Raw genomic sequence first — 23310 nt, forward strand, 5'->3', positions numbered from 1 at the left:
CGGTCCCGGCGCCGGGCGCGGCGAGGGGCGTGCGCGAGCACCCGCACACGCTCCTCAGCGAACCTTACTGCGGACCCGAGCCGCCCGGGGCGACCCGTCGTGTCCGGCATCGCCCCTGTGGACGACGCCCCCCACCGCCCGCGGGGGGCCATGATGGAGGGGTGCGGTTCTCCATTCTCGGCCCCCTGCTGGTGCACGACGCCTCCGGGGAGCCCGTGACCATCGGCGGTGCCCGGTTGCGCACCCTCCTGGGCCTGCTGCTGCTCCGCCCCGGCCAGTGGGTTGCCGCCGACCACCTGCTCGAGTCCGTGTGGTCGGGCGCCCCGCCGGCCGGGGCGGCCAACGCCCTGCAGGCGCTGGTGTCCCGGCTGCGCCGGGCGCTGGCCGCCGGGGCGGCGGTGGAGGGCGGACCGGAGGGGTACCGGCTGGACGTGGCGCCGGACCGGGTCGACCTGTGCGTGTTCGAGGACCTGGTCCGCGCGGGCCGCGGCCACCGCGCGGCCGGCCGTCCCGGGCCCGCGCTCGCGGATTTGGACCGGGCGCTGGGGCTGTGGCGGGGCCCGGCCCTGGTGGACCTGACCGCCCAGGGGCTGGCCGAGGGCGTCGCCGCGCGCCTGGACCAGACGCACCTGACCGCCCGGGAGGAGCGGCTGGCGGCCCTGCTCGACCTGGGCCGCACCGCCGACGCGGTGGCCGAGGCGGGGGCCCTGGCCGGGATCGAGCCGCACCGGGAGCGGCCGGTGGAGCTGCTGCTGCGCGCCCTGGCGGCGGCCGGGCGCACCGCCGACGCGGTGGCGGCCTACGAGGGCTTCCGCGCCCGGCTGGCAGACGACGTGGGCCTGGACCCCTCCCCGCACCTGGAGGACGTCCACCTGCGCCTGCTCCGCGGGCAGCTGTCCGCCCCCGCGGCCCCCGACGGGCCCGGCGCCCCGGGGCCCTCCGACCGCTGGGGCTCCCCGGCCCCTACCGGGCGGGGACACCGCGCCGCGCCGGGCGCCGCCGACCCCGGTGCCCCTGGGAGCGGCGGCGGTGCCGGTCGCTCGGGGTCGGCCCCCTCCCGGGGCCTCTGGCCTCCCGCCTCCGCAGACGGTGGAGCCGCAGCGCCGGAGTCCACCGGCTCCGGTATCGGTTCCTCGGAGAGTGCCCCTTCCCGGGGGCTCCGGGCCCCCACCGGCGACGGTGGTGTCGGGCCGGAGGCCGCGGGCCTCGGCCCTGGCTCCTCGGAGAGTGCCCTCTCTCGGGGCCTCTGGGCCCCCGCAGGCGGCGGCGCCGGGACCGGCGGCGGCGCGGCGGGGGCGGTCGGAACACCGCTGCACCTGCCGGTGCCGCTCACCGGGTTCGTGCCGCGGGCCGAGGTCGGCATCACCGTCGACCTGCTCGCCCACGGCCGCCTGGTCACCCTGACCGGCCCGGGCGGGGCGGGCAAGACCCGGCTGGCCGTCGAGGGCGCCGCGGCCTTCGCCGCCGGGCACCCGGACCTGGCGTCCCGGGGCGCCTGGTTCGTCGAACTCGCCCCCCTCACCGACGGCGCCTCGCTGCCCGAGGCCCTCGCCGACACCCTGGGCCTGCGCGAGCACGCCCTCCTCCAGCCCCGCTCCGCTCCGCCCCCGCCGCCCGTCGAGCGCGTCGCCGCGTTCATCGCCGACCACCCCGTGCTCCTGGTCCTGGACAACTGCGAGCACCTCGTCGACGACGCCGCGCGCCTGGCCGCCCTGCTGCTGGAGCGGTGCCCGCGGCTGCGCGTGCTGGCCACCTCCCGCGAACCCCTGGGCACCCCCGGCGAGCACCTCCTGCCCGTCCCCTCCCTGCCCCTGCCGGCCGAGGACTCCCGCGCCTCCGAGGCCGCGGCAGCCCCCTCCGTCGTCCTGTTCGCCGAGCGCGCCCGCGCGGTCCGCCCCGGCTTCGCCGTCACCGACGACAACGCCCCCCACGTGGTGCGCATCGTCCGCGCCCTCGACGGCCTGCCGCTCGCCCTGGAGCTGGCGGCCGCCCGCCTGCGCGCGATGACCCCCGCCCAGCTCGCCGCCCGGCTCGACGACCGCTTCCGCCTGCTGGGGGGAGGCGTCCGCCACACGCCGCGGCACAGCACCCTGCGCGCGGTCGTCGACTGGAGCTGGGAGCTGCTGGACGAGGCCGAACGCCGCCTGCTGCGCCGCCTGTCGGTGTTCGCCGGGGGCACGGACCTGGAATCGGTGGAACACGTCTGCGCCGACCCCGGCACCCCCGGCACGGTCGCCGGCCGCGACGTGTGGACCGTCCTGTTCGCCCTGGTCGACAAGTCCCTGGCGGTCGCCGAGGAGCCGCGCCGCGCCGACGCCCCACCTCGCTACCGGCTGCTGGAGACCGTCCGCGCCTACGCCGCCGAGCGCCTTACCGGCGCCGGGGAGGACGCAGCGGTCCGCGACGCCCACGCCCACCGCGTCCGCGACCTGTGGAAGGAGGCCGACCGGCTGCTGCGCGGCCCCCGCCAGGCAGAGACGATCGCCCGGCTGCACGACGAGAACGACGGCTTCGCCGCGGCGGTGCGGTGGGCGGTGGAGCGCCGCGACGTCCACCTGGTCCTGGACCTCGTCGAGTACTCCCAGTGGTACTGGACCCTGAGCGACTCCTGGGAGCCGCTCGCCCGCTGGGCCGGCCAGGCCCTGGACATGATGGGCGACACCACACCCGAGGGGCGCGCCGTGGGCCGCGCCAGCTGCCTGTTCCACCGGGCGGCCGCCACCACGGACTCCCTCGACGACATCCAGGGGCACGTCCGGGCCATCGAGGAGGTGCTCGCGGAGGAGGGCCGCCTCCCGGAGGAGCACCCCCTGCTCGTCTACACCCTCATGTACCGGGCGATGACGGAGGACGGCCGGGGGGAGGCCCGGGACCGGATCGCCCGGGCCCTGGAGCGGCCCGACCCGTGGATGCGGGCCATGGTGCGCATGATGCTGTCCCTGGTCGACATGCTCCTGGGCCGCTTCCGGCCCTCCCTGGAGCAGGCGGAGGCGGCGCTGGCGGAGTTCCGCGCCCTCGGCGACGCCTGGGGGGTGTGCCAGGCCCTGGCCCAGGTGGTGGACGCGCACCGCTTCGACGACCTGGAACGCTGCGAGGACATGCTGCTGGAGGCGGTGGCCCTGGCCGAGGCCCAGGGGCTGGAGAGCATGGCGGCGGTGTTCCGGGTGCGCCGCGTCCAGGTCCTCATCTTCCGGGGGGAGACGGCGGCGGCCCGCGCGGAACTGGACCTGCTGGCGGCGCGGGGCCGCCCCGCCCAGCCGGAGCACGCGGTGCTGGTGCTGCTGGCCGAGGCCCAGTGGCAGCGCGAGGTGGGCGATCTCGTACGGGCCAGGGAGCTGGTGGAGCGGCTCGAGGCCACGGTGGAGACGCTCGGCGGGTTCGCGCCCGCCTACGTCGAGGTCGGGGCGTGCGCGCTGGCGGCGACCATCTCCTGGGACGAGGGCGACCCGGCCCGGGCCCGCCGGGAGGCGGCGAGGTCGTGGTGGGGCGTCATCGGCACCATGGGACCGATCCGGGCGGAGCTGCTCGAGGTCCTGGCGGCCGTGTCGGCGGAGGAGGAACCGCACCTGGCGGCCCGGCTGGTCGGGTGGGCGTGGGCGCTGCGCGGCGTCCCCGACGACACCGACCCGCACCTGGCGCACACCGTCGCGCGCCTCCGCGACAAGCTCGGCGCCCCGGAGTACGACCGCCTGGTCGAGGAGGCCGCGGCCCCGTCGCCGGACGAGGTGCTCACCGCCGCCTCCCGGTGGCTGGCGGAGGCCGTCCCGGAGGAGGCCCCGGCCGACCGCCGCTGAGCCCGGGCCCCGGCGGGCCGGGGGCGCCCCCGGCCCGAGCCGCGGGCGGGGGCGCCCCCGGACGTTGCTCCCGCCCGGGCACGCGCCCTCCGCCGTACCCGCGGCCCGGGGGCGCGGTTCAGGTGCGGCGCCGGTAGGCCCACACCGCGGGTGGGAAGAAGACCGCGGTGATGATCGCCGCCCACACCAGCGTCCAGGTCACCGGCCCGGCGACGTCGCCGCCGATCATCAGCCCGCGCATGGCGTCCACGATGTGCGTCACCGGGTTGTTCGCGGCGATCACCCGCAGCCAGGACGGCATGCTCTCCGGGTCGACGAACGCCGAACTGGCGAACGTCAGCGGGAACATCAGGATCATGCCGAACGCCTGCACCGCCATCGGCGTGCGCACGATCATGCCGACGAAGGCCGACATCCAGCACAGGGCGAACGCGAACAGCAGCACCAGCGCCCCGGCGGCGACCACGCCCACCAGGCCGCCCTCGGGCCGGAAGCCGATGAGCACGCCCACCAGCAGCACCATCACCACCGTGATCGCGTACCGCACCAGGTCGCCCAGGATCGCGCCGATCAGCGGGGCCGACCTCGCGATGGGCAGCGAGCGGAACCGGTCGAAGATCCCCTTCTCCACGTCCTGGCTCAGCGTGAACCCGGTGCCCAGCGTCGCGAAAATAACCGACTGCGCCACGATGCCGGGCATCAGGAAGTCCCGGTAGGCCTGCCAGTCGCCCATGAGCGCCTGTCCGAAGACGAAGACGAACAGGGTCACGAACATGACCGGCTGGAGGATGAGCCCGAAGACCTCCTCGGGGTTGGCCTTGATCTTCAGGATGCTGCGCCAGGCCAGCTGGAGCCCGTTGCGGACGGTGGTCAGCGGCGTGATGTGCCGGGGAACGCGGGGCGCGTCCCCGGTCCGCGCCGACGGCTCCCGTGTCGTCACGGCGCTCATGCGGGCACCTCCTCGGTGTCGCTCTCGGCGGTGCGCCCGGTCAGGGCCAGGAACACCTCGTCAAGGCTGGGTTTGCGCAGGGACAGCTCGGCGACGGCGACCCCCTGCTCGTCCAGGCGGCGCACCACCTCGGGCAGCACGCCCGCGTCGGTGACGGGCACGCTGGCCACCAGGCCGTCCTGGGTGACCGGGGTGCTGGTGACCGCCTCGATGATCTTGGTGGCCAGCGGCAGCCGGCCGGACTCGACGGTGCGCAGCTCCAGGACCTGGCCGCCGGTCCGGTTCTTCAGCTCCTCCGGGGTGCCCCGGCTGATGACCCGGCCGTGGTCGAGCACCAGCAGGTCGTCGGCGAGCCGGTCGGCCTCCTCCAGGTACTGCGTGGTGAGCAGGACGGTGACCCCGTCGCCCACCAGGTCGCGGACCACGTCCCACAGGTCGTTGCGGCTGCGCGGGTCCAGGCCGGTCGTCGGCTCGTCCAGGTACAGCAGGGCCGGCCGGCCGACCAGGCTGGCGGCCAGGTCCAGGCGGCGGCGCATGCCGCCCGAGTAGGTCTTGGCGGGGCGGCCGCCCGCGTCGGACAGCGCGAACCGCTCCAGCAGCTCGTCCGCCCGGGTCCGGGCGCCGGCCCGGTCGAAGCCCAGCAGCCGGGCGATCAGCACCAGGTTCTGCACGCCGGTCAGCTCTTCGTCGACGGCGGCGTACTGGCCGGTGAGGCCGATCAGCCGGCGGACCTCGTGCGGCTCGCGCACCACGTCGAACCCGGAGACCTCGGCGTGGCCGGCGTCCGGCTGCAGCAGGGTGGCCAGGATGCGCACCGTCGTGGTCTTGCCGGAGCCGTTCGGGCCCAGGACACCCAGCACGGCCCCCGTCCTGGCGGTCAGGTCCACCCCGTCCAGGGCGCGTTTGCCCTTGAACTCTTTGACCAGGCCCTCCGCGCGTATGGCGTCTGTCATCCCACTCCTCCGTTCGCACGTTCGATGACCAGTCTCGTCGGCGGTTCTGACAGAACGCTGACATGCGGGATCGCACCGCCCACACCCCGCTGACACCGCCGTCCCGGGACCGCTGACACGCAGGGGATCGCGGCGCCGGGGCGGCCCTAGACTCGAGTCCGTGAACGACACCCCGACCGACGCCCCACTGGATCCCTCCCCGCCGGAGGCGGAGCCCGCGACCGGACTGCGGCCGCCGGAGCGCAGGGTGAGCAGGCGCGCGATCGGCGTGTGGACGGTGCGCCTGCTCCTGGGCGGCCTGTTCCTCACGGCACTGCTGAGCGCGGGCGCGTGGGCGCTGACCTCCCTCGGATGGAGCTGGCCGCCCGTGTGGGTGCGCGAGTACGCCCCGTTCGTACCCGTCGTCTACGGTGTGTACGCCCTGTTCCGGGTGGCGGTGGTGCCCTCCTGGCGGTACCGGGTGCACCGCTGGGAGGTGACCGAAGACGTCATCTACACGCGCTCGGGGTGGGTGAGCCGGAGCTGGCAGCTGGTGCCGGTGAGCCGCCTGCAGACGGTCGACCACACCCAGGGGTGGCTGGAACGCCTCTTCTCCGTGGCGACCCTGGAGGTGCAGACGGCCTCCTACGCGGGTTCGTCGACCATCGAGGGGCTGGACGCCGACGAGGCGCGCGGGCTGAGCGAGGAGCTGGCCGTGCGCGCCGGGACCCTGCGGGACGATGCCACATGACCGACGGCACCGGTGACGACGACCGGACGACCCCGCCCACCCCCGCGCCCTCGTACCCGGACGCGCCCGTTCCCACGGATGCCCGCGCCCCGGAAGACGCCGCCGAAGAGCCGCTCGTGTCCGACGACGCCTCCGGTTCCGGGGACGCCCCTGGGATGGGAGACGAAGCCGAGGCCGCCGAGGGATTTGTGCGGCCGGGGGCGGAGGGGGCCGAAGGGACACCCGTGCCCCCTGCGGTGACCCGCGCTGACAGCGGTGCCACGCACCTAGGGGCCGACGTGCCCGGGGATGTGCCCGGTTCCACGGAGGTTCATGGGGCTGGAGGCGCGGCTGGGGCAGTCGAGGCGGCCAGGGAGCCTGGGGAGGCGCCCGTGCCTTCTGTGACGCCCGGTCCCGGGGATGCCGCTGGGGCGGGGGACACGGTCGAGGGTGCCGAAGCGCTTGTGCACCCGGGGGCGGATGTGCCCGGGGGTGTGCCCGGTTCCATGGAGGTTCGTGGGGCTGGAGGCGTGGCTGGGGCACCCGGCCCCGGGGATGTTGCTGGGGTGGGGGACGCGGTCGAGGGTGTCGAGGGGGTCGTGCCGCCGGGGGCGGACGGGCTCGGGGTGGAGCGGGCGCGCCGCCTGAGCGCCCGGACCATGGTCGTGGGGCCCGTCAACCAGCTGCGCAGCCTGCTGCTGCCCATCGTCGCGGGCCTGGTCGTGGGCGGGTTCAACCCGTGGGTGCTGGGCGCGACCGGCGCGGGCGTGGTCGCCCTGCTCGTCGGCGGCTTCGTCACCTGGCGGACCACGCGCTACGAGGTGGCCGGGGACCACCTGGAGATCCGCAAGGGCCTGCTGAGCCGGTCCCGGCGTACCATCCCGCTGGAGCGCATCCGGGGCGTGGACGTCACCAGCACGCTCCTGCACCGGATCCTGGGCGTGGCGGTGGTGCGCATCGAGGCGGCGGCCGGGGCCGTCGGCGGCAGCGAGGACGGCAAGCTCGACGCCGTGGACACCGCCGAGGCCGAGCGGCTGCGCCGGGTCCTGCTGCACCGCAAGGCGGTGCTGGTCGGCCGGACCGAAGCGGCCGACGCGGCCCCCGCCGGGGACGGGCAGAGCCCGGCCCCCGGCGACGACGGGCCGGCCGCCGACGAGGGGACCGTCCACTTCGCCATCCCCCGCTCCTGGTACCTGTACGGGGCACTGAGCCTGGGCTACCTGCTCACCCCCTTCGCGGTGCTGTCCGCCCTGTTCGGCGCGGTCCAGCAGACCGCGGGGGAGTGGGCCACGGACGCGTTCATCGACTGGGTGCAGGCCTCCGACCGCAACGGCCTGCTGACGGCGGCCGTCGCGGCCGCCGTGGTGATCGTGTTCCTCATGCCGGTGTTCGCGGTGGTCTCCTACGCCCTCACCCACTGGGGGTTCACCCTGCGCGAGCGCGACGGCTCCCTGGTGGCCGAGCGCGGCCTGTTCACCCGGCGCAGCGTCACCCTGGAGAAGCGGCGCATCCGCGGGTACGAGCTGCTGGACAACCCCCTGGAGCGCCTGCGGGGCGCGGTGCGCCTGCGCGCGATCGTCACCGGTCTGGGCGACACGGCCGGGCGCTCGGTGCTGCTGCCGATCGGCCCGCGGGACCGGGTCGAGGAGGTCGTGGACCACGCCCTGGGCCGCTACACCGGAACGCTGCGCCGCCACCCCCGGGCCGCCCTGGGCCGCCGCCTGCTGCGCTCGGTGGGCCCGCCCGCCCTGGCACTGGCCCTGGCGGCCGCGTTCGCCCCCGCCTGGGTCGTCGCCGTGGCCCTGGTCCTCACGGTCGCCGCGGTGCCCCTGGGCGTGGACCGCTACCGCTCCCTGGGCCACGGGCACGACGGGGAGCGGGTGAGCGTCCGCTCGGGTTCGCTGTCCCGGTCCCAGGCCACGGTGGAGCGGTCGGCGGTGATCGGCTGGACCTGGAGGCAGACCCTGTTCCAGCGCCGCCCCGGCCTGGCCGACCTCCAGGTGACCGTGGGCGCGGGCGCCGGGGGCTACACCGCCACCGACGCCTCCTTCGAGGAGTCGGTGGGCTTCGCCGCCGGGATCACCCCGGACATGGTCCGACCCTTCCTGGCCGGCCCGCGCCCCTGACCGGGCCGGGCCGTGTCAGCCCGCGTCCAGGACGTGCGGCTCGGGCCGTTCGGCCCAGGACGGCCAGCCGGGGTCGCCGTCGCGGACGAAGTCCACCCAGGCCCGGTGCGTCCGCTCGGCCAGCTCGGCGGGGGCGTCCGGGCCGGTCAGCGCCAGGGCCCCGGGGGTGCCCAGCCGGTCGAACACGAACGGCAGCTCCATGCAGTGCGCCGCGCCCAGGTCCGCGACCGGGCTGCGCCAGGCGAACCCGAACACGTGCGTGGCGGCGCCCCGCGCGGCGCGGGCCCGCGCCACCCGCCGCGCGGGCCGCTCCAGCAGCACCTCGCCGACGAGCGCCCCCGCCAGCATCCCGGTGCTCATCCCGGGGCGGCGCGAGCGCAGCCTGCGCAGCGTCGCCGGGCCCACCCCGAACCGCAGCGAGCCCAGGGCCAGCAGCGGCCACCCCAGGGCACGGTCGGCGCCGCCGGGGGCCAGCCACAGCCGGTGCTCCTCCAGGGTGGTGCCGATGAGCAGGTCCAGGTGGTCGGCGGCGCCCGCGCGCAACGCGTCGTAGGGGGCGCGCGGTACCAGGTCGCCGTCCACGGCCAGGGAGAACGCGGGGCCGCCCGCGAGCGGGTTCCCCGCCGCCATCGCCCGGTGCTGGGCGGCGACGAGGTCCTCGGGCCCCACCCCGGCGAAGGCGTCCCGGGTGGCGGGGATCCCCAGGTCCTGCGCGATGAGCCGGGTGATCCGCCCGGCCCGGTCGGGGGTGGCGGCGCTCAGCGGCCCGCTCTGGACGATCGCCCGCCGCACCAGCCGCCCGGCCTCGGGGTGCGCGATCAGCGCGGCGGTGGTGCCCGCTCCTGCGGACTGCCCGGCGACGGTGATGCGCCCGGGGTCGCCGCCGAACGCGGCGATCTCCCGCCGCACCCAGCGCAGCGCGGCCAGCTGGTCGGCCAGCCCCAGGTTGAGCGGGGCGTCCTCCAGGACGGAGAACCCCTCCGAGCCCAGCCGGTAGTTGGCGGACACGAACACGATCCCGTCGCGCGCGAAGGCGGTCCCGTCGTAAGCGCTCAGGGAGTTGGCCCCGCGCACCAGCGCCCCGCCGTGGAACCACAGCAGCACCGGCAGCGAACCGGGTTCGGCGCCCCGCGGCGCCCACACGTTGACGTGCAGGCAGTCGTCCCCCCAGGCGTCCACCGACGGCAGGATCTCCCCGACGGCGCCCTCGTAGGGCGCCTGCGGGGCGCCGGGCCCGTACGCGGTGGCGTCGCGCACCCCCTCCCAGGGGGTGACCGGGGCGGGCGCCGAGAAGCGGTGCTCCCCGACGGGCGGTGCCGCGTAGGGGACGCCCAGGTGGCGGACGATCCCCCCGTCGGCGGTGCCGCGCAGCGCCCCGGCTCCGACGTGCGCGGTGGGTCCGTCCGTCATGGCTGGTCTCCTCGGGGGAAGGCGTGGTGCAGGGTGATCGTACGCTCCCCGGCGGGGAACCGGTCCACGCGGCCCGAGGGGTGCGAGAACTCCACCGGCACGGGGGAGTCCACCCGGGCCCGCCCGTTCTCCACGGCGACCTCCACGAACCCGTGCGGGGTGGGCACCCGTCCGGCGATCCTCTCCAGCCGGCCCGGCCGCGGCGCCACCCGCACCGACGCGTACCCCGGCTCGGCGGGCGACACCCCGAGCGTGTGCACGACCAGGTCGCGGGCGGGCGTCGCCGACCACCCGTGCGCGAACGACCCGCCCTCCCAGCACTCGCGCAGCGCGCTCGGGCCGCTCTCCAGCAGGACCGCCCAGTCCCGGTACAGGTCCACCAGGGCGTCGGCCGCGCCCAGTTCGGCCAGCGCGTCGTGCACGACGTAGCGGAAGAACGGCTGGGCGCCGACCACCCGCGCCTCGGTGTCCCAGTCGGGCGCCTCCCGCAGGTGCACGGGGGTGCCGTCGTAGGCGCCGCGCTCGTCGACCCCGTGGTCGGCCAGCGGGCTGCGGGTGAACATCGCGTCCCGGTCCAGCAGCAGGTCCCGCACGCGGTCCCGCCGCCGCGGCGGCACCAGGCGCGCGCACACCGCGGCCGCGGCCGTGTGCTCGCTGACCCCGCGCCCGGGGCCCGCGGGGCCCAGGGTGTCGCGGTAGGCGCCGCGCTCCTCGTCCCAGAACGCCTCGAACCCCTCGGCCAGGCGCGCGTGGGCGTCCCGCGCCCACAGGGCCCGCCCGGGGTCTCCCGACCAGGCGGCCATCTCGGCGAAGTCCGCGAGGGCCCGGCCCCACAGGGCGTTGAGCGCGGCCGAGCACCCGGCCACCTGGACGGGGGACCAGTCGATCAGCACCCATCCGGGCACGTCGTGCAGCAGGCCGTCCGGGCGCGCGTGCCGCGCGAACCAGCGCAGCACCCCCTCGGCGGTGCCGAGCAGCTCCGCGACCGCCTCCCGGTCGCCGGTGTACCGGTACAGCAGGTGCACCGACCGGATCCAGTGCAGCGCCCAGTCGGGGATGGGCGGCACCCCGTCGCGGGCGAAGTCGCCGGCGACGACCATGGGGAGCATGCCGTCGGGGCGCGCCCGGGCGAGCAGCCGGGGGTTCCACACGGCCAGCGACCAGTCGGGCGAGGTCGCCAGGTCCACCGCCTGGTGCACGACGGCGTCGCCGACCCAGGCGCGCGACTCCCGGGTGGGGCAGTCGAGGTAGGCGTCCTGCGCCGTGAGGTCGACGGTGCGCAGCGCCACCGCGAACAGGTGCTCCAGGAAGGGGTCGGAGCACTCGAACCCGGCCCCCGCGGGGCGCGGGCGCAGGGCCTCGCGGACGGCCACCGCCACCTCCACGTCGGGGCCGTCCACGGACAGCACCAGGTACCGGCCGCCGGAGGGGTCCGAGGCGGTGAACCGGGTGCGGCCGTTCCGGGTGCGGATCCGGAACGGCGCGGCCGAGCCGAGGGCCACCGGTGTGACGGCCTCCACCAGGGCGCCGGTGACCGTGCGGCCCGCGGGCCCGTCCAGGGTCAGCCGGGTGCGCCCGGACACGATCCGGCCCAGGTCGAACACGGCCAGCGCCCGCCCCCCGGGCCGGTCGGGGCCGGCCGGGGTCCCGTCCTCCAGTACGGCCGCGTCGGCCGCCAGCGCGGTGTGCACGTCGGGGTCGGCGCCGGGGGGCAGCGCGTACCACAGGGGCGGCCCGACCGGGGCGTGCCGGGTGACCGCCGGGGGCGGCAGCGGATGGGGCAGGAGCACCCCGTACGGGTGCCCGCCCGGCCGGGTGCGCCCGCGCGGACCGGTGACGGCGTGCGCGGCCTGCACCGTCGCCGGGGCCCAGCCGGTGTCGTCGAACCCGGCCCCGGTCCACCCCGGGTCCAGCAGGCGCGCGTCGAACGCCTCGGGGATCTGGGAGTTCAGCAGCCCCATGGGGCGGCACCGCTCCCAGGCGTCGCCCTCCCGGACCCGCCAGTGGGGGCCGCTGGCCGCCGCCACGGAGCCGTCCACCTCCACCTCCGCCACCAGCGAGCCGCCGCCCTGGGTGAACGTGGGCGGGGTCGGCTCCCACCACGGCGTCGGATGGCCGTAGAACCGGGCCGCCACGGCCAGCACGTTCTCCCCCTCCACCAGCGCGCCGGCCAGGTCGTGGACGGAGTAGTACAGGGTGCCGGGCCCGTGGCGGACGGGGCCGTCGCCGACCTCCACCCCGTTCAGGTAGGCGGTGTAGCGCGAGTCCGCCGTGATGAACAGGCGTGCCCCGCGTACGGGTCCGGCCACGCGGAAGACGGTCCGGAACAGGACCCGGTGGTCGAACCGGTCGGGGTCGTGCCTCCCGAACGGGTTGTCGGGGCCCGGCGGGGCCAGCGCGGGCCGGTCCGACCAGATCCATTCCCCGGTCCAGGCCCGGGGCTCGGCGCGGAAGCCGGGAGGGGCGGCCCCGGTCGGTGCGGCGGCGGGTGCGTGCACGGCGTTCTCCTCTCGTGTCGGTGCGTCGGACGCCCGGGGGTTCACGGCGTCCCGTTCGCGGCGCGGTCCGCGGACAGGGACCGGCGCCGGGCCAGCGCGCTCATCGCCTCCACGGCCATGGCGCGGTCGACGGGGTAGGCCAGCAGCACCAGGCCGCCCAACAGCAGCAGGCCCCCGGGCAGCAGCGACTGGGTCAGGTGCAGGCCGCTCAGTGCCGCCTCGGTCTGCTCCCGGCCGGCCCGGTACCCGGAGAAGGCCAGGGAGTAGGCCGTCAGCGCGCCGCCGATGCCGCCCCCGGCCTTGGCCGCGAACGACGACAGCGAGGCCAGGGCCGCCTCGGCCCGAAAGCCCGTGCGCCACTCGGTGACGTCGGTCAGTTCGGCCACCAGCACGTAGTTCAGCGCCACCGCTCCGCCCGCGCCCAGGCCCGCCACCGCGAACCCCGCCAGGTAGTAGGCCCCGGGCATCCCCGGGGCCAGGGCGATCGTGGCGAACCCGCCGACGGCCACGGCGGCGCTCGCGAGGTAGCCGTTGCGGGGGCCCAGCCGGCCGGCCAGGACCGGGCCCGCGATGCTGCCCGCCATCATCGGCCCGATCATCACCACGGCCGCCGCGCTCACCAGCGCCGCCGAGCCCGCGTAGTAGGTGAAGAAGAACGGCATGCAGGCGAGCATCGCGGCGCTGGCCGCCGACACCGCCACCTTGGCGACGAGCAGCAGCGGCACCGCGCGTCCGGTGAGGAACATCCGGCCGAGGTCGCGCGGCCCGTACCGCTCCTCCCGCACCGGCCGCACGCGTTCGCGCACCCCGGCGGCCGACACCGCCATGAGCAGGGCCGAGCCCGCCGCCACGAGCACCGCGAACGAGCCCCACCCGGCGGTGCCGCCGCCCAGGGCGTTCACGGCCGGCAGCACGGCTGCGGTGACCGCCCCGGCCCCGAACAGGTAGGTCAGCCCCTTGATCCCGGCCAGGCGGGCGCGGTCGCGCGGCACGTCGGTCATGGCGGGGAGCAGGGCGTTGAGGGGCACGTCCATGAAGTCGAACGCCAGTCCCCACACCAGGTAGGCGACCCACACCGCGACCAGCGGGTCCGGGGCCAGCGCGGGGGCCAGGAACAGAGCCGCGAAGCTCGCGGCGGCCAGCAGCGACCCGACCAGCAGGTACGGGCGGAACCGGCCGTAGCGGGTGGCGGGCAGGTGGTCCACGACGTAGCCCATGACCGGGTCGGTGGCGGCGTCCACGAGCCGGGCCACCAGCAGCAGCGTGCCGACCGCGGCCGGGGCCAGCCCGACGCCGTCGGTCAGGTACAGCAGCAGGAACGAGCCGATCACCGTGCTCGGCACGATGTCGCCCAGGTTCCCGGCCAGGTAGCTGGCGCGCTCGGCCAGGGAGGTCGACCCGGGGGCGCCGGGCGCGGGGGTGGTGGCCATGGGACCGCCTTTGGGAGAAGGGACACGGCGGAGGCCGGTTCGTGACGCGCACGGGACCCGCCCGTGCCCTAGGCTCGGGCGCGGCCGGCGTCGACGGCCTCCACCACCACATTCGTCCCGTTCGGGGGTCCGGTGGAAGTGGACAGGGACCAGGAAGGGGAGGCGAGGGATTGTGACCCGTCACAAATCCGGGGGCGTGCCGATGATCGGCGGGCGCCCGGCGCACACCTGGATCGCCCCCGGCGACCCCGCGCTGGTCGACGAGGTCATCGCGTCCTTCACCGCCACCAACCCCGACCACCACGGCGACGGGGCGCGGTCCCTCGCCCCCGACATCCGCTGGGTGGTCGAGCACAACCTGCGCCTGTGCGTCTCCGTGCTGCGCCGTGCCGACGGGGAGGCCGGGGACACCCTCGGCCCCGACGACGCCGAACTGCTGGCCGCCTCGGCGGCCCGCCGCGCGGCCGAGGGCGCGAGCCTGGAGTCCCTGCTGGACGCCTACCACCGGGGCTTCTCCGCCGTCTGGGACCGTCTGCACACCCGGGCCGGCCCCGGCGATCTCGACGCGCTCGCCCGGGTGGCCGCCCTGTTCATCGCCCACCTGGGCCGGATCACCACCGTGGTCGCCCGCGGCTACCTGGACGAGCGCGAGCACATCTCGGGCGATGAGCAGGGCGCCCGCTTCGCCCTCTACTCGGCCCTGGTCTCGGGCGCCGACCCCGGCACGGCCGCCCGCCGGGCCGGGGTGCCGCTGCCCGACTCCTACCTGGTGCTGAGCCTGTCCCCGACGGCTCCCCCGGCACAGGAGCGGGGGGTGAGCGAGGAGGTGGCGCGCCGCCGCCGGGCCCACCGCCTGCGGCGGGAGCTGGAGGCCTACGCAGACGGCCCGGTGCTGGCCCTGCTGGGCGGGGGCGGCGGGACGGCGCTGGTGCCGCTGCCCGCCGACGCGGACGGCGCCCCCGGGGCGGCGGAACTGGTCGCCCGGCTGGGCGGGGCCGCGGGGGCGCCGGTCACCGCGGGCGGGGCGGTCGGCCCGCCGGAACGGGTGCCCGACCTGCTGGCGCTGGCCGACGAGCTGCAGTCCCTGGCCCGCGCGCTGGACCGGCCCGCGGGGCTGTACATGCTCGACGACCTGCTGTTCGAGTACCAGGCGACCCGGCCGGGCGCGGCCCGCGCCCTGCTGGCGGCGCTGCTGGACCCCCTGGCCGGGCACCCGGACCTGTACCGGACCCTGGAGGAGTACCTGGGGTCGGACGGGGACCGGCGGGGGACCGCGGCGCGGCTGCACGTCCACCCCAACACCGTGGACTACCGCCTGGGGCGCGCGGCCGCGCTGCTGGGCCTGGACCTGTCCCGGGAGTCCCACCGGTCGCTGGCGGCCATGGCCCTGGCGGCCCGCCGCGTGGACGCGTCCCGCTGACACGCGGAACGGGGGCGTCCGCCGCGGCGGACGCCCCCGTGGGAAGCGGTGCGGGACCCCGGAGGGTCAGTCGTCCTTCTTGGCCCCGAACATGATCTCGTCCCAGGACGGCACCGAGGCGCGGCGCCCGCGCCCCTTGCGCTTGGGCGCGGGCCGGTCCCCGCCCGCCGCGGCGGCCGGGAGCGGCGCCGAGGGCGTGGCCGGGGACGGGTCGGCGGCCCGGCGCGGGGTCCCGGTGTCGTTGAGGTCGATGGTGGCCCGGCAGCCGGCGCGGCGCGGGCTGGCTCAGGGGCGCCGCGGGCGGCACCTGGTCGGCGGCGGCCGACCAGGCCGGGCGCTCCCGGCGGTCGGGCCGCTCCTCCGCAGCGGGCGCGGCGCGCGGCCGCTCGGCCGGGAGCGGTTCGGGGCGCGGCTCGGGACGGGACGGCTCCGGGCGCGCGACCGGCGCGGCGGCCGGACCGCCGTACGGCTCGCCCTCCTCCTCGAACACCGGGGAGGCAGGCCGGGCGGGCCCGTCGGCCGGGGCCGTGTGCGGGGCGCGCGGCCCGGTGTCCGGGCGCCCGTGCCCGGGGTACTCCTCGCGCCCGTGCCCCGCGGGCTCCTCGTAGCGGGGGGCGGTGCGCTCCCCGTACCCGTCCCGGCGGACGGTCTCCTCGCGGCCCTCGCGGTCCTCGTGCTCGTCGCGGTACGCGGGGCGCCCGGTCCGCTCCGGGGCCCGTACGCCCGCCTCGGCTTCGCGGTAGGCCGGGCGCCCGTCCTGCTCGGCCTCCCGGTACGCCGGCCGCCCGTCGTGCTCGGACGCGCGCTCGAACCGCTCCGCGTCCCGGGTCGCGGGCCGCTGCGGCCGTGCGGGCGGGGCGTCGTACCCGCGGTGCCCGCGCGGCTCCTCGGTCCACCGGTTCGCCGGCTCCTCGCGCCGCTCGCCGGTCCGCCGGCCCGCGCCGTCCTCCTCGCCGCGCGGCACGGACGGCCGCAGCGGGTCGTCCAGCGGGCCGTCGGCGCGCCGCGCTCCGCCGACCCGTTCGGGGGCGGGGCGCACGGAGGGGCGCGGCGCCTCGGACTCGGAGCGCCGGGGGGCGAAAGGGGTCACGTTCGCGGTGGGGGAGGGAGCGGGCTCCGACGAGGAGAACCGGGCGGCCTCCTCGTCGGCGGGGGTGACGGTGTTGTGTCTGGGCTCGTACAGCCAGTGGGCGACGCGCTCCTCGCCGCCGTCGAGGAAGACGAGCTTGAGCTGCCAGGTGCGGTCCTCGCGCTTCCAGGAGTCCCACACCGCGTCGCCGGTCTCCAGCTGGTGGGCCCCGATCCGGCGGGTGACCAGCTCCTCCAGGTTCCCCGCGGGCGCGGCCTCGCCGGCGATGCGCACCGCGGCGCGCTGGGCCTGCTGCGCGATGTACTCCCGTTCCTGGAGGACCGGGCCCTCGAACCAGCGCACCCGTTCGATGGGGATGCCGGAGATCTCGGAGATGGCTTCCGCGGTCTCGCCGGACCGGATGCGGGCCTGGATTTCCTTGGGGCGCAACGGATTCTCCACTTCGATCTCGTACTGGCCGAGCCGGGAGAACTGGCCGCGTACTGCGGCGCGGAGGCGGTCGTCGACAGGGAGCATGAAACGGGTTCCACGGCCGGTGCTGGCCAGCACCAGATAGGTGCCGTCCTCACTCACGGCCACGAGGCGAAGCTCGTGCATCGCCCTCCCTTTCGCGTCCCGTCGAGGACAGGTCCTGGGACCGACCCCCGCGTTCTCCAAGTCTGGTCGGCCGACAACGGTTCGGCCACTACCGCGCCCGGCGCGCCCGAACATGTGTGCCCGCCTCCCGATCCGCGACGCGTATCGCCACGGTGGGAGCGCCCCGGGCCGTCCCCGGGGTCCTCACGGTCGCTTCCTTTGCCAATCTTGGCACGCTGACCCTTCCACGACCGGGAGCTGTCACGGGCGAATGTCGCGGTTCCCGTGCGAAGGCTCCGCCGTGATGGTATCCCGCGCCCCCCGAATCGCCCCAGGTCCGGGAAAAACTCCGATCTCGGTCGCTTCGTCGGGGAGGGGGATCCTCTCGGACGCAACTCGACACGCCGATGGGTGCCGAAGAGTGATGCATCTTCATTGATGGCGTTATCGGAACCCTGCCGCCCTTAGTCTGAGTTATCCGTACATGAGTCGTATGTGAACTTTGGGGCGTCTGGGGCCACATGCCCGACACACGCCCATCCCGGAGCGCGGCGCGCCGTCTCGCGCGCCCTCCGGACGGGACGGAGCACGAAGGGGGACGGCCGCATGGGGAGGGCCGAGCACCGTGGGGAACGGGACGCGGAAGAAGGTGAGGAGGCCGGGAAGAAGCGCATCGACCTGAGCCTGTCCCAGGTCGTCGGGGCGGGCGTGGCCACCCTCGCCGCCGCCACCGCCGCCTCCTACCTCAACGTCTACGGGACGGTCGTCGGGGCGGCCGTCATGGCCACCCTGAGCACGGTGGTCAGCCCCTTCCTCCAGGACTGGTTCTCGCGCGGGGGCGACCAGGCGCGGCAGTTCGCCGAGAAGGCCGTCGGCCACACCGAGCCGGCGGGAACAGGTTCTCGCCGCGCCGGCTCCCACCCCCTGGACCCGCCGGGCACCGGCCCGGTGCCCGGGGTGCCGCCGACAGGGCCGATCCCCGGCCTGCCGGAGGAGCCCGACGCCACCCGCACCATGGCCCTGCCCGTGCGGGGGACCGACGCCACGGTGCGCATGCCCGTCGTCCCCGGCATCCCCGGGCACCCGGAGGACCCCTACGGCGCCCGGGAACAGGAGGAGCAGGAGCCGGCCCGGCGCGGATGGCGCGCCTACGCGGTGCCCGCCGCCGTCGTGTTCGGCCTGGTGATGCTCGTCATCCTGCTGTTCGAGCTGTTCACCGGGCGCTCCCTGACCGCGTGGACGCAGGGGCAGGACGAGCACACCTCGCCCACGCTGCTCGGCGGCGGCAGCTCCGCGCCCCGGGTCCCGGAGGACGAGGGGACCGGTGACGCACCCGCAGGCCAGGAGGACCGGGGGCAGGACGGGCAGGACGGCACGGGGGAGCAGTCCCGGGACCCCGCGGAGGGGTCCTCCACCCCCGACCCCACCGCCCCGGCCACCGAGCCGCCCACGGATGGCGGCGACGGGGGCACCGACCCTGTCGACCCGGGCGACGGCGCCACCACCGACCCGGGGGACGGCCAGACCGACCCCGGCGCCGGGGGCGGGGGACCGGGCACCGGCGGTACCCAGGAACCGGGCGGCACGGGGGGCACGGGCGGAACCGGTTCCCTCGGCGGCTCGGGCGGGACCGGGGACGCCGTCCCCGAGGCCCCCGCGGGCTGACCCGGACACCGCTGCGGGCCCCGTCGCCGACGGGGCCCGCAGCGGCGCCGGAACCCGGTCCGGTCCGCGCCGGTCAGCCGAAGACGCGGTCCAGGTAGTCGTTGCCGAACCGCCGCAGCGGGTCCACCCGGTCGCGCACCGCCAGGGCGTCGCCCAGGCGCGGGTACACCGCCTCCAGGTAGGAGCGGTCGCGGGTGTGCATCTTGCCCCAGTGGGGCCGGCCGCCCACCGAGGTGAACACCGCCTCCAGGTCGGCGAAGTACGCCTCGTACGGCGTCCCCTTGTACATGTGCACCGCCACGTAGGCGCTGTCGCGCCCGTAGGCCGTCGACAGCCACACGTCGTCGGCCGGGGCGAACCGCACCTCCACCGGGAAGCTCACCCGGTGGTCGCCCGCGTCCACGATCCGGCGCGCCTCGCGCAGCACGTCCACCAGGTGCTCGGCGGGGATCGCGTACTCCATCTCCACGAACCGCACGTCCCGCACGGACGTGAACACCTTGTGCGACACGTCGGTGTAGGAGCGGGCGGACAGCGCCCGCGAGCTGACCTGGTTCACGGCCGGGACCGCGCCGGGGAAGCGGCGGCACACCCGGTTGACGCCCTCGAACAGGGTGTTGGACAGGAAGTCGTCGTCCAGCCACTCCTTGAACCGCGACAGCGGCCGCGCCGGACCGTCGGTGATGTTGTTGCGCTTGGTGTTGGTGTTGCCGGTGTGGGGGAACCAGTAGAACTCGAAGTGGTCGTTGCCGGCCCGCAGCTCCGGCAGCCGCTCCAGCACCTCGTCCAGGGGCATGGGCTCCTCCCGCGCGTGCAGCAGGAACGCCGGGCGCACCGCCATCGTCAGCGCCGTCACCACGCCGAACGCGCCCAGGCCCACCCGGGCGGCGTGGAACAGCTCGGGCTCGCGCTCCGCCGAGCACTCCACCACGGAGCCGTCGGCGAGCACGATCTCCAGGCCGACCACCTGGCTCGCCAGCCCGCCCGCGTCCCGGCCGGTGCCGTGCGTGCCGGTCTGCACCGCTCCGGCCACCGTCTGCACCGCGATGTCGCCCATGTTGGCGAGCGCCACCCCGTGCGCCGCCAGTGCGTCGTTGAAGTCGCACAGGGGCAGCCCGGCCTCGACCGTGGCGGTGCCCGCGGCCGGATCGACCGAGCGCACCCCCGTCAGCGAGGTGGGGGAGAGCAGGAGCCCGTCGGTGACGGCCACGTCGGTGAAGGAGTGCCCCGACCCGACCATGCGGACCCGCAGGCCCTCCTGCGCGGCGGAGGCCACGGCCGCCGCGACCTCGGCGGTGCTGTTGGGGGAGGCCGTCCGCTTGGGACGGGCCCGGTAGGTGTCCGCCCATGTGTGCCACAACACATCTGTCATGCCAGGGGACATTACTCGCCGGTCACTTGTCTGGCCAGGGGGAGAACGGGCCGAAAGGTCCTGGTCGGGGGAGTCCGACGCCACAGGCCCGCTGACCGGGGGGTGAGGCCCAGGGGTCCGGAGGAGCTGGTTTCATGAAGTGCATGAGGCCTTACGACGCGTTTCTGCTGATCTCCTTCGGCGGCCCGGAGGGCGAGGACGAGGTCATCCCGTTCCTGGAGAACGTCACGCGCGGACGCAACATCCCGCGTGAGCGGCTCGCGGAGGTCGGTGAGCACTACTTCCTCTTCGGAGGGGTGAGCCCGATCAACCAACAGTGCCGCGACCTCCTCGCCGCCGTCACCGACGGGTTCGCCGCCGACGGCATCGACCTGCCGATCTACTGGGGCAACCGGTTCTGGGCCCCGATGCTCGCCGACACCCTGGAGCGGATGCGGGACGACGGGGTGCGGCGCGTACTGGCGCTGCCCACCTCCGCCTACTGCAACTGGTCGAGCCGCACCGCCTACCTGGAGGACATCGACCGCGCCCGCGCCGCACTGGGCGAGGACGCACCCGAGGTCGACCTCATCCGCCCCTTCTACGACCACCCCGGGTTCGTCGAGCCGCTGGTCGAGCACACCCGCGCCGCCCTGGACGCGCTGCCCGCACAGCAGCGCGAGGGCGCCCACCTGCTGTTCTCCGCGCACTCCATCCCCACCAAGATGGCCGAGGAGAGCGGCGGCCCCGAGCTGGGCTTCGGCCCCGAGGGCGCCTACGGCTCCCAGCTCGCGAAGGTGGCCCGCCTGGTCGTGGACCGCCTCGACCGCGAGTACCCCTTCGAGGTCGTCTACCAGAGCCGCAGCGGCCCTCCCAGCCAGCCCTGGCTGGAGCCCGACGTCAACGACCGCATGGAGGAGCTCGCCCGCGAGGGGGTGCCCGCCGTCGTCGTCGTCCCGCACGGGTTCGTCTCCGACCACATGGAGGTCAAGTTCGACCTCGACGTGGAGGCCCGGCAGACCGCCGAGAAGCTGGGCATCGGGTACGAGCGCGCGCTCAGCCCCGGCACCCACCCGGCGTTCGTCGCCATGGTCTCGGACCTGGTCCGCGAGTACACCGAGGGCCGCGAACCGCAGCGCCTGAGCACGGTGCCCCGGTGCGCGGGCTGCCACTGCCGCGACTGACCCCCGGGGGCCCCGGACGCCACACGGGGCCCCTCCGTAAACGCTGCTGACACCGGATGCGGATAAGGTGCGGGGAAGATCACGAATCCTCCCCTCTCAGGAGTAACTGCCTTGGTCCGTTCCTGGTACGAACTGCCGGAATACGTCCGACTGAAGCGGGTCAACGGGCTGCGCCTGTCCCCCGACGGAACCCGTCTGGTCGCCCCCGTCAGCGGTATCGCACCCGATGCCAAGACCTTCCACAGCGCCCTGTGGGAGATCGACGTCCGCCCCGAGGCCGAGGGCGGGACCGCCCCGCACCGCCTCACCCGCAGCGCCAAGGGCGAGAGCTCGGCGGGCTTCCTGCCCGACGGCTCGGTCCTGTTCACCAGCGCCCGACCCGACCCCGACGCCGAACCGGAGGAGAAGCCCAAGGCCGCCCTGTGGCTGCTGCCGGCCGGAGGCGGCGAGGCCCGCCGCGTGGCCTCCCGGCCCGGCGGCATCGGCGCCTTCACCATCGCCCGGGACGCGGGCCTGATCGCCTTCGCCTCGGCGACCCTGCCCGGGAGCCAGGACGGGGAGGACGAGGCGGAGGCGCGCAAGGCCCGTGCGGACGCGGGTGTCACCGCGATCCTGCACGAGTCCCTCCCCGTCCGTTACTGGGACCACGACCTGGGGCCCGACCACCCGCGCTACTTCGCCGCGACCCCGCCCGCAGGGCCCGAGGACGGCCTCGGCGAGCCCCGCGACCTCACCCCGGACGCGGGCAAGGCCCTGATCAACGCCCAGGGCTCCCTCACCCCGGACGGCACGGCCCTCATCACCACGTGGGACGTGCCCGTCGGCAAGGGAGGACACCGCAGCGTCCTGGTCTCCGTCGACACCGCCACCGGCGAGCGCACCAGCCTCCTCAGCCGGGAGGGGTACGACCTGGGCTCCCCGCTGGTCTCCCCGGACGGCCGCCGCGTCGCCTACTCGCTCGGCTTCGAGGGCGACTACGACGGCGAGCCCCGCGACTACCAGCTGTGGGTACTGGACCGCGAGACCGGCGAGACCTCCCCGGTCCACCCGGGCCTGGAGCTGTGGGCCCGGGACTTCGCCTGGTCGGCCGACTCCGGGTCGCTGTTCATCGCCGCCGACGAGAACGGCCGCCGCCCGGTCTTCCGCGCCGACCTGGGCTCGGGCGAGGTGGTCCGCATCACCGGCGACGACGGCGCCTACAGCGAGCTCAACCCGTCCCCGGACGGCCGGTACGTGTACGCGCTGCGCGACGCCTGGGACGCCCCGCCCGCGCCGGTGCGCCTGGACGCCGCCGCCGTCGACGGCGGGCCCGCGTACCTGCGCACGCCGGGCTCGGAGCTCACCATGCCGGGCACCCTCACCGAGATCGAGACGACCGCCGACGACGGCACCCGGATCCGCTCCTGGCTGGTCCTGCCCGAGGAGGCGTCCGCCGACGCCCCGGCCCCGCTGGTGCTGTGGGTGCACGGCGGCCCGTACATGAGCTTCAACGGCTGGTCGTGGCGGTGGAACCCGTGGATCCTCGCGGCCCGCGGCTACGCCGTCCTGCTCCCGGACCCGGCCCTGTCCACCGGGTACGGCCAGGACATGCTGCGCCGCGCCTGGGGCAAGTGGGGGCCGCGCGTGTTCGCGGACGTCATGGCGATCACCGACGCCGCCGAGGCCCGCGAGGACATCGACGCCGAGCGCACCGCCATGATGGGCGGCTCCTTCGGCGGCTACATGGCCAACTGGATCGCGGGGCACACCGACCGCTTCAAGGCCATCGTCTCCCACGCCTCCCTGTGGGGCCTGGACGGCTTCAACGCCACCACCGACTACCCGCCGGTGTGGGAGCACGAGTTCGGCACCCCGCTGGAGCAGCCGGAGCGCTACCTGCTCAACTCGCCGCACCTGCACGCGCCGAACATCACCACGCCGATGCTGGTGATCCACGGGGACAAGGACTACCGCGTCCCCATCGGCGAGGGGCTGCGCCTGTGGCGCGACCTCCAGCTGTACGGGGTGGAGTCCAAGTTCCTGTACTTCCCGGACGAGAACCACTGGATCCTCACGCCGGGCAACGCGCAGGTCTGGTACGAGACGGTCTTCGCGTTCCTCGACCACCACGTCCACGGCAAGGAATGGGCCAGGCCCGAGCACCTCTGACCGACCC

General features: G+C 75.9%; 13 protein-coding genes and 1 pseudogene. 7 read left to right on the forward strand and 7 right to left on the reverse strand.

The window, feature by feature from the left end; genetic code table 11:
* Positions 1-161: 161 nt before the first annotated feature.
* Positions 162-3794, forward strand: coding sequence for a BTAD domain-containing putative transcriptional regulator (locus tag K1J57_RS33560; RefSeq protein WP_255646443.1), 3633 nt, complete (start codon positions 162-164; stop codon positions 3792-3794).
* 118 nt (positions 3795-3912) lie between these two features.
* On the opposite strand, the gene K1J57_RS20300 is transcribed toward K1J57_RS33560, so the two are convergent.
* Positions 3913-4743, reverse strand: coding sequence for an ABC transporter permease (locus K1J57_RS20300; RefSeq protein WP_220560156.1), 831 nt, complete (start codon positions 4741-4743; stop codon positions 3913-3915).
* On the reverse strand, positions 4740-5696 hold the full coding sequence (locus tag K1J57_RS20305; RefSeq protein WP_220560157.1) for an ATP-binding cassette domain-containing protein: 957 nt from the start codon (positions 5694-5696) through the stop codon (positions 4740-4742). Before K1J57_RS20305 ends, K1J57_RS20300 begins: the two co-directional genes overlap by 4 nt.
* 160 nt (positions 5697-5856) lie before the next feature.
* Here K1J57_RS20305 and K1J57_RS20310 point away from each other — a divergent pair, with 160 nt between their 5' ends.
* Together K1J57_RS20310 and K1J57_RS20315 are read left to right on the forward strand one after the other, a co-directional pair.
* Positions 5857-6426 carry a PH domain-containing protein gene (locus K1J57_RS20310; RefSeq protein WP_220560158.1) on the forward strand — a complete coding sequence of 190 codons (570 nt, stop codon included), beginning with the start codon at positions 5857-5859 and terminating at the stop codon, positions 6424-6426.
* A 638-nt stretch (positions 6427-7064) separates the two neighbouring features.
* Positions 7065-8531, forward strand: a complete 1467-nt coding sequence (locus K1J57_RS20315; protein WP_220565669.1) for a PH domain-containing protein — start codon at positions 7065-7067, stop codon at positions 8529-8531.
* A 15-nt stretch (positions 8532-8546) separates the two neighbouring features.
* Here the strand turns inward: K1J57_RS20315 and K1J57_RS20320 are convergent, their stop codons facing one another.
* The 3 genes from K1J57_RS20320 to K1J57_RS20330 are packed head-to-tail and all read right to left on the reverse strand — an operon-like array spanning position 8547 to position 13869.
* A complete protein-coding gene (locus K1J57_RS20320; RefSeq protein ID WP_220560160.1) occupies positions 8547-9941 on the reverse strand; it encodes a carboxylesterase/lipase family protein in 1395 nt (464 codons plus the stop codon).
* Positions 9938-12439 (reverse strand): alpha-L-rhamnosidase N-terminal domain-containing protein, encoded by a 2502-nt coding sequence (locus K1J57_RS20325; protein WP_220560161.1) that lies wholly within the window; start codon positions 12437-12439, stop codon positions 9938-9940. Before K1J57_RS20325 ends, K1J57_RS20320 begins: the two co-directional genes overlap by 4 nt.
* Positions 12440-12480: 41 nt before the next feature.
* On the reverse strand, positions 12481-13869 hold the full coding sequence (locus K1J57_RS20330; protein WP_220560162.1) for an MFS transporter: 1389 nt from the start codon (positions 13867-13869) through the stop codon (positions 12481-12483).
* Between the two features lie 172 nt (positions 13870-14041).
* Between K1J57_RS20330 and K1J57_RS20335 the strand changes: the two genes are divergently transcribed.
* Positions 14042-15289 carry a CdaR family transcriptional regulator gene (locus K1J57_RS20335; protein WP_220560163.1) on the forward strand — a complete coding sequence of 416 codons (1248 nt, stop codon included), beginning with the start codon at positions 14042-14044 and terminating at the stop codon, positions 15287-15289.
* Between the two features lie 751 nt (positions 15290-16040).
* On the opposite strand, the pseudogene sepH reads toward K1J57_RS20335, so the two are convergent.
* A pseudogene (sepH, locus tag K1J57_RS34190) lies at positions 16041-17090 on the reverse strand (septation protein SepH); the annotation flags it as partial.
* A gap of 471 nt (positions 17091-17561) precedes the next feature.
* Here sepH and K1J57_RS20345 point away from each other — a divergent pair.
* Positions 17562-18620: a hypothetical protein gene (locus K1J57_RS20345; RefSeq protein WP_220560164.1), complete on the forward strand. Its 1059-nt coding sequence runs from the start codon at positions 17562-17564 to the stop codon at positions 18618-18620.
* 73 nt (positions 18621-18693) lie between these two features.
* Here K1J57_RS20345 and K1J57_RS20350 read toward each other — a convergent pair whose 3' ends face one another.
* The gene (locus K1J57_RS20350) at positions 18694-19992 is read right to left on the reverse strand and encodes a D-arabinono-1,4-lactone oxidase (protein WP_220560165.1); all 1299 of its coding nucleotides are present in this window, start codon (positions 19990-19992) and stop codon (positions 18694-18696) included.
* A gap of 143 nt (positions 19993-20135) precedes the next feature.
* On the opposite strand from K1J57_RS20350, the gene K1J57_RS20355 reads away from it, so the two are divergent.
* Both K1J57_RS20355 and K1J57_RS20360 read left to right on the forward strand, forming a co-directional pair.
* Positions 20136-21155, forward strand: coding sequence for a ferrochelatase (locus K1J57_RS20355; protein WP_220560166.1), 1020 nt, complete (start codon positions 20136-20138; stop codon positions 21153-21155).
* Positions 21156-21266: 111 nt separating this feature from the next.
* The gene (locus tag K1J57_RS20360) at positions 21267-23303 is read left to right on the forward strand and encodes a S9 family peptidase (RefSeq protein WP_220560167.1); all 2037 of its coding nucleotides are present in this window, start codon (positions 21267-21269) and stop codon (positions 23301-23303) included.
* The last annotated feature ends 7 nt before the right edge of the window (positions 23304-23310 follow it).

The sequence above is a fragment of the Nocardiopsis sp. MT53 genome (assembly GCF_019598965.1).
GTDB lineage: Bacteria > Actinomycetota > Actinomycetes > Streptosporangiales > Streptosporangiaceae > Nocardiopsis > Nocardiopsis changdeensis.

Coding starts and splice junctions, on each gene's coding strand:
- K1J57_RS20305 (WP_220560157.1), bottom strand. CDS start 5,696: ATGACAGACGCCATACGCGCGGAGGGCCTGGTCAAAGAGTTCAAGGGC.
- K1J57_RS20300 (WP_220560156.1), bottom strand. CDS start 4,743: ATGAGCGCCGTGACGACACGGGAGCCGTCGGCGCGGACCGGGGACGCG.
- K1J57_RS20330 (WP_220560162.1), bottom strand. CDS start 13,869: ATGGCCACCACCCCCGCGCCCGGCGCCCCCGGGTCGACCTCCCTGGCC.
- K1J57_RS20345 (WP_220560164.1), top strand. CDS start 17,562: ATGGGGAGGGCCGAGCACCGTGGGGAACGGGACGCGGAAGAAGGTGAG.
- K1J57_RS20350 (WP_220560165.1), bottom strand. CDS start 19,992: ATGACAGATGTGTTGTGGCACACATGGGCGGACACCTACCGGGCCCGT.
- K1J57_RS20355 (WP_220560166.1), top strand. CDS start 20,136: ATGAGGCCTTACGACGCGTTTCTGCTGATCTCCTTCGGCGGCCCGGAG.
- K1J57_RS20320 (WP_220560160.1), bottom strand. CDS start 9,941: ATGACGGACGGACCCACCGCGCACGTCGGAGCCGGGGCGCTGCGCGGC.
- K1J57_RS20315 (WP_220565669.1), top strand. CDS start 7,065: ATGGTCGTGGGGCCCGTCAACCAGCTGCGCAGCCTGCTGCTGCCCATC.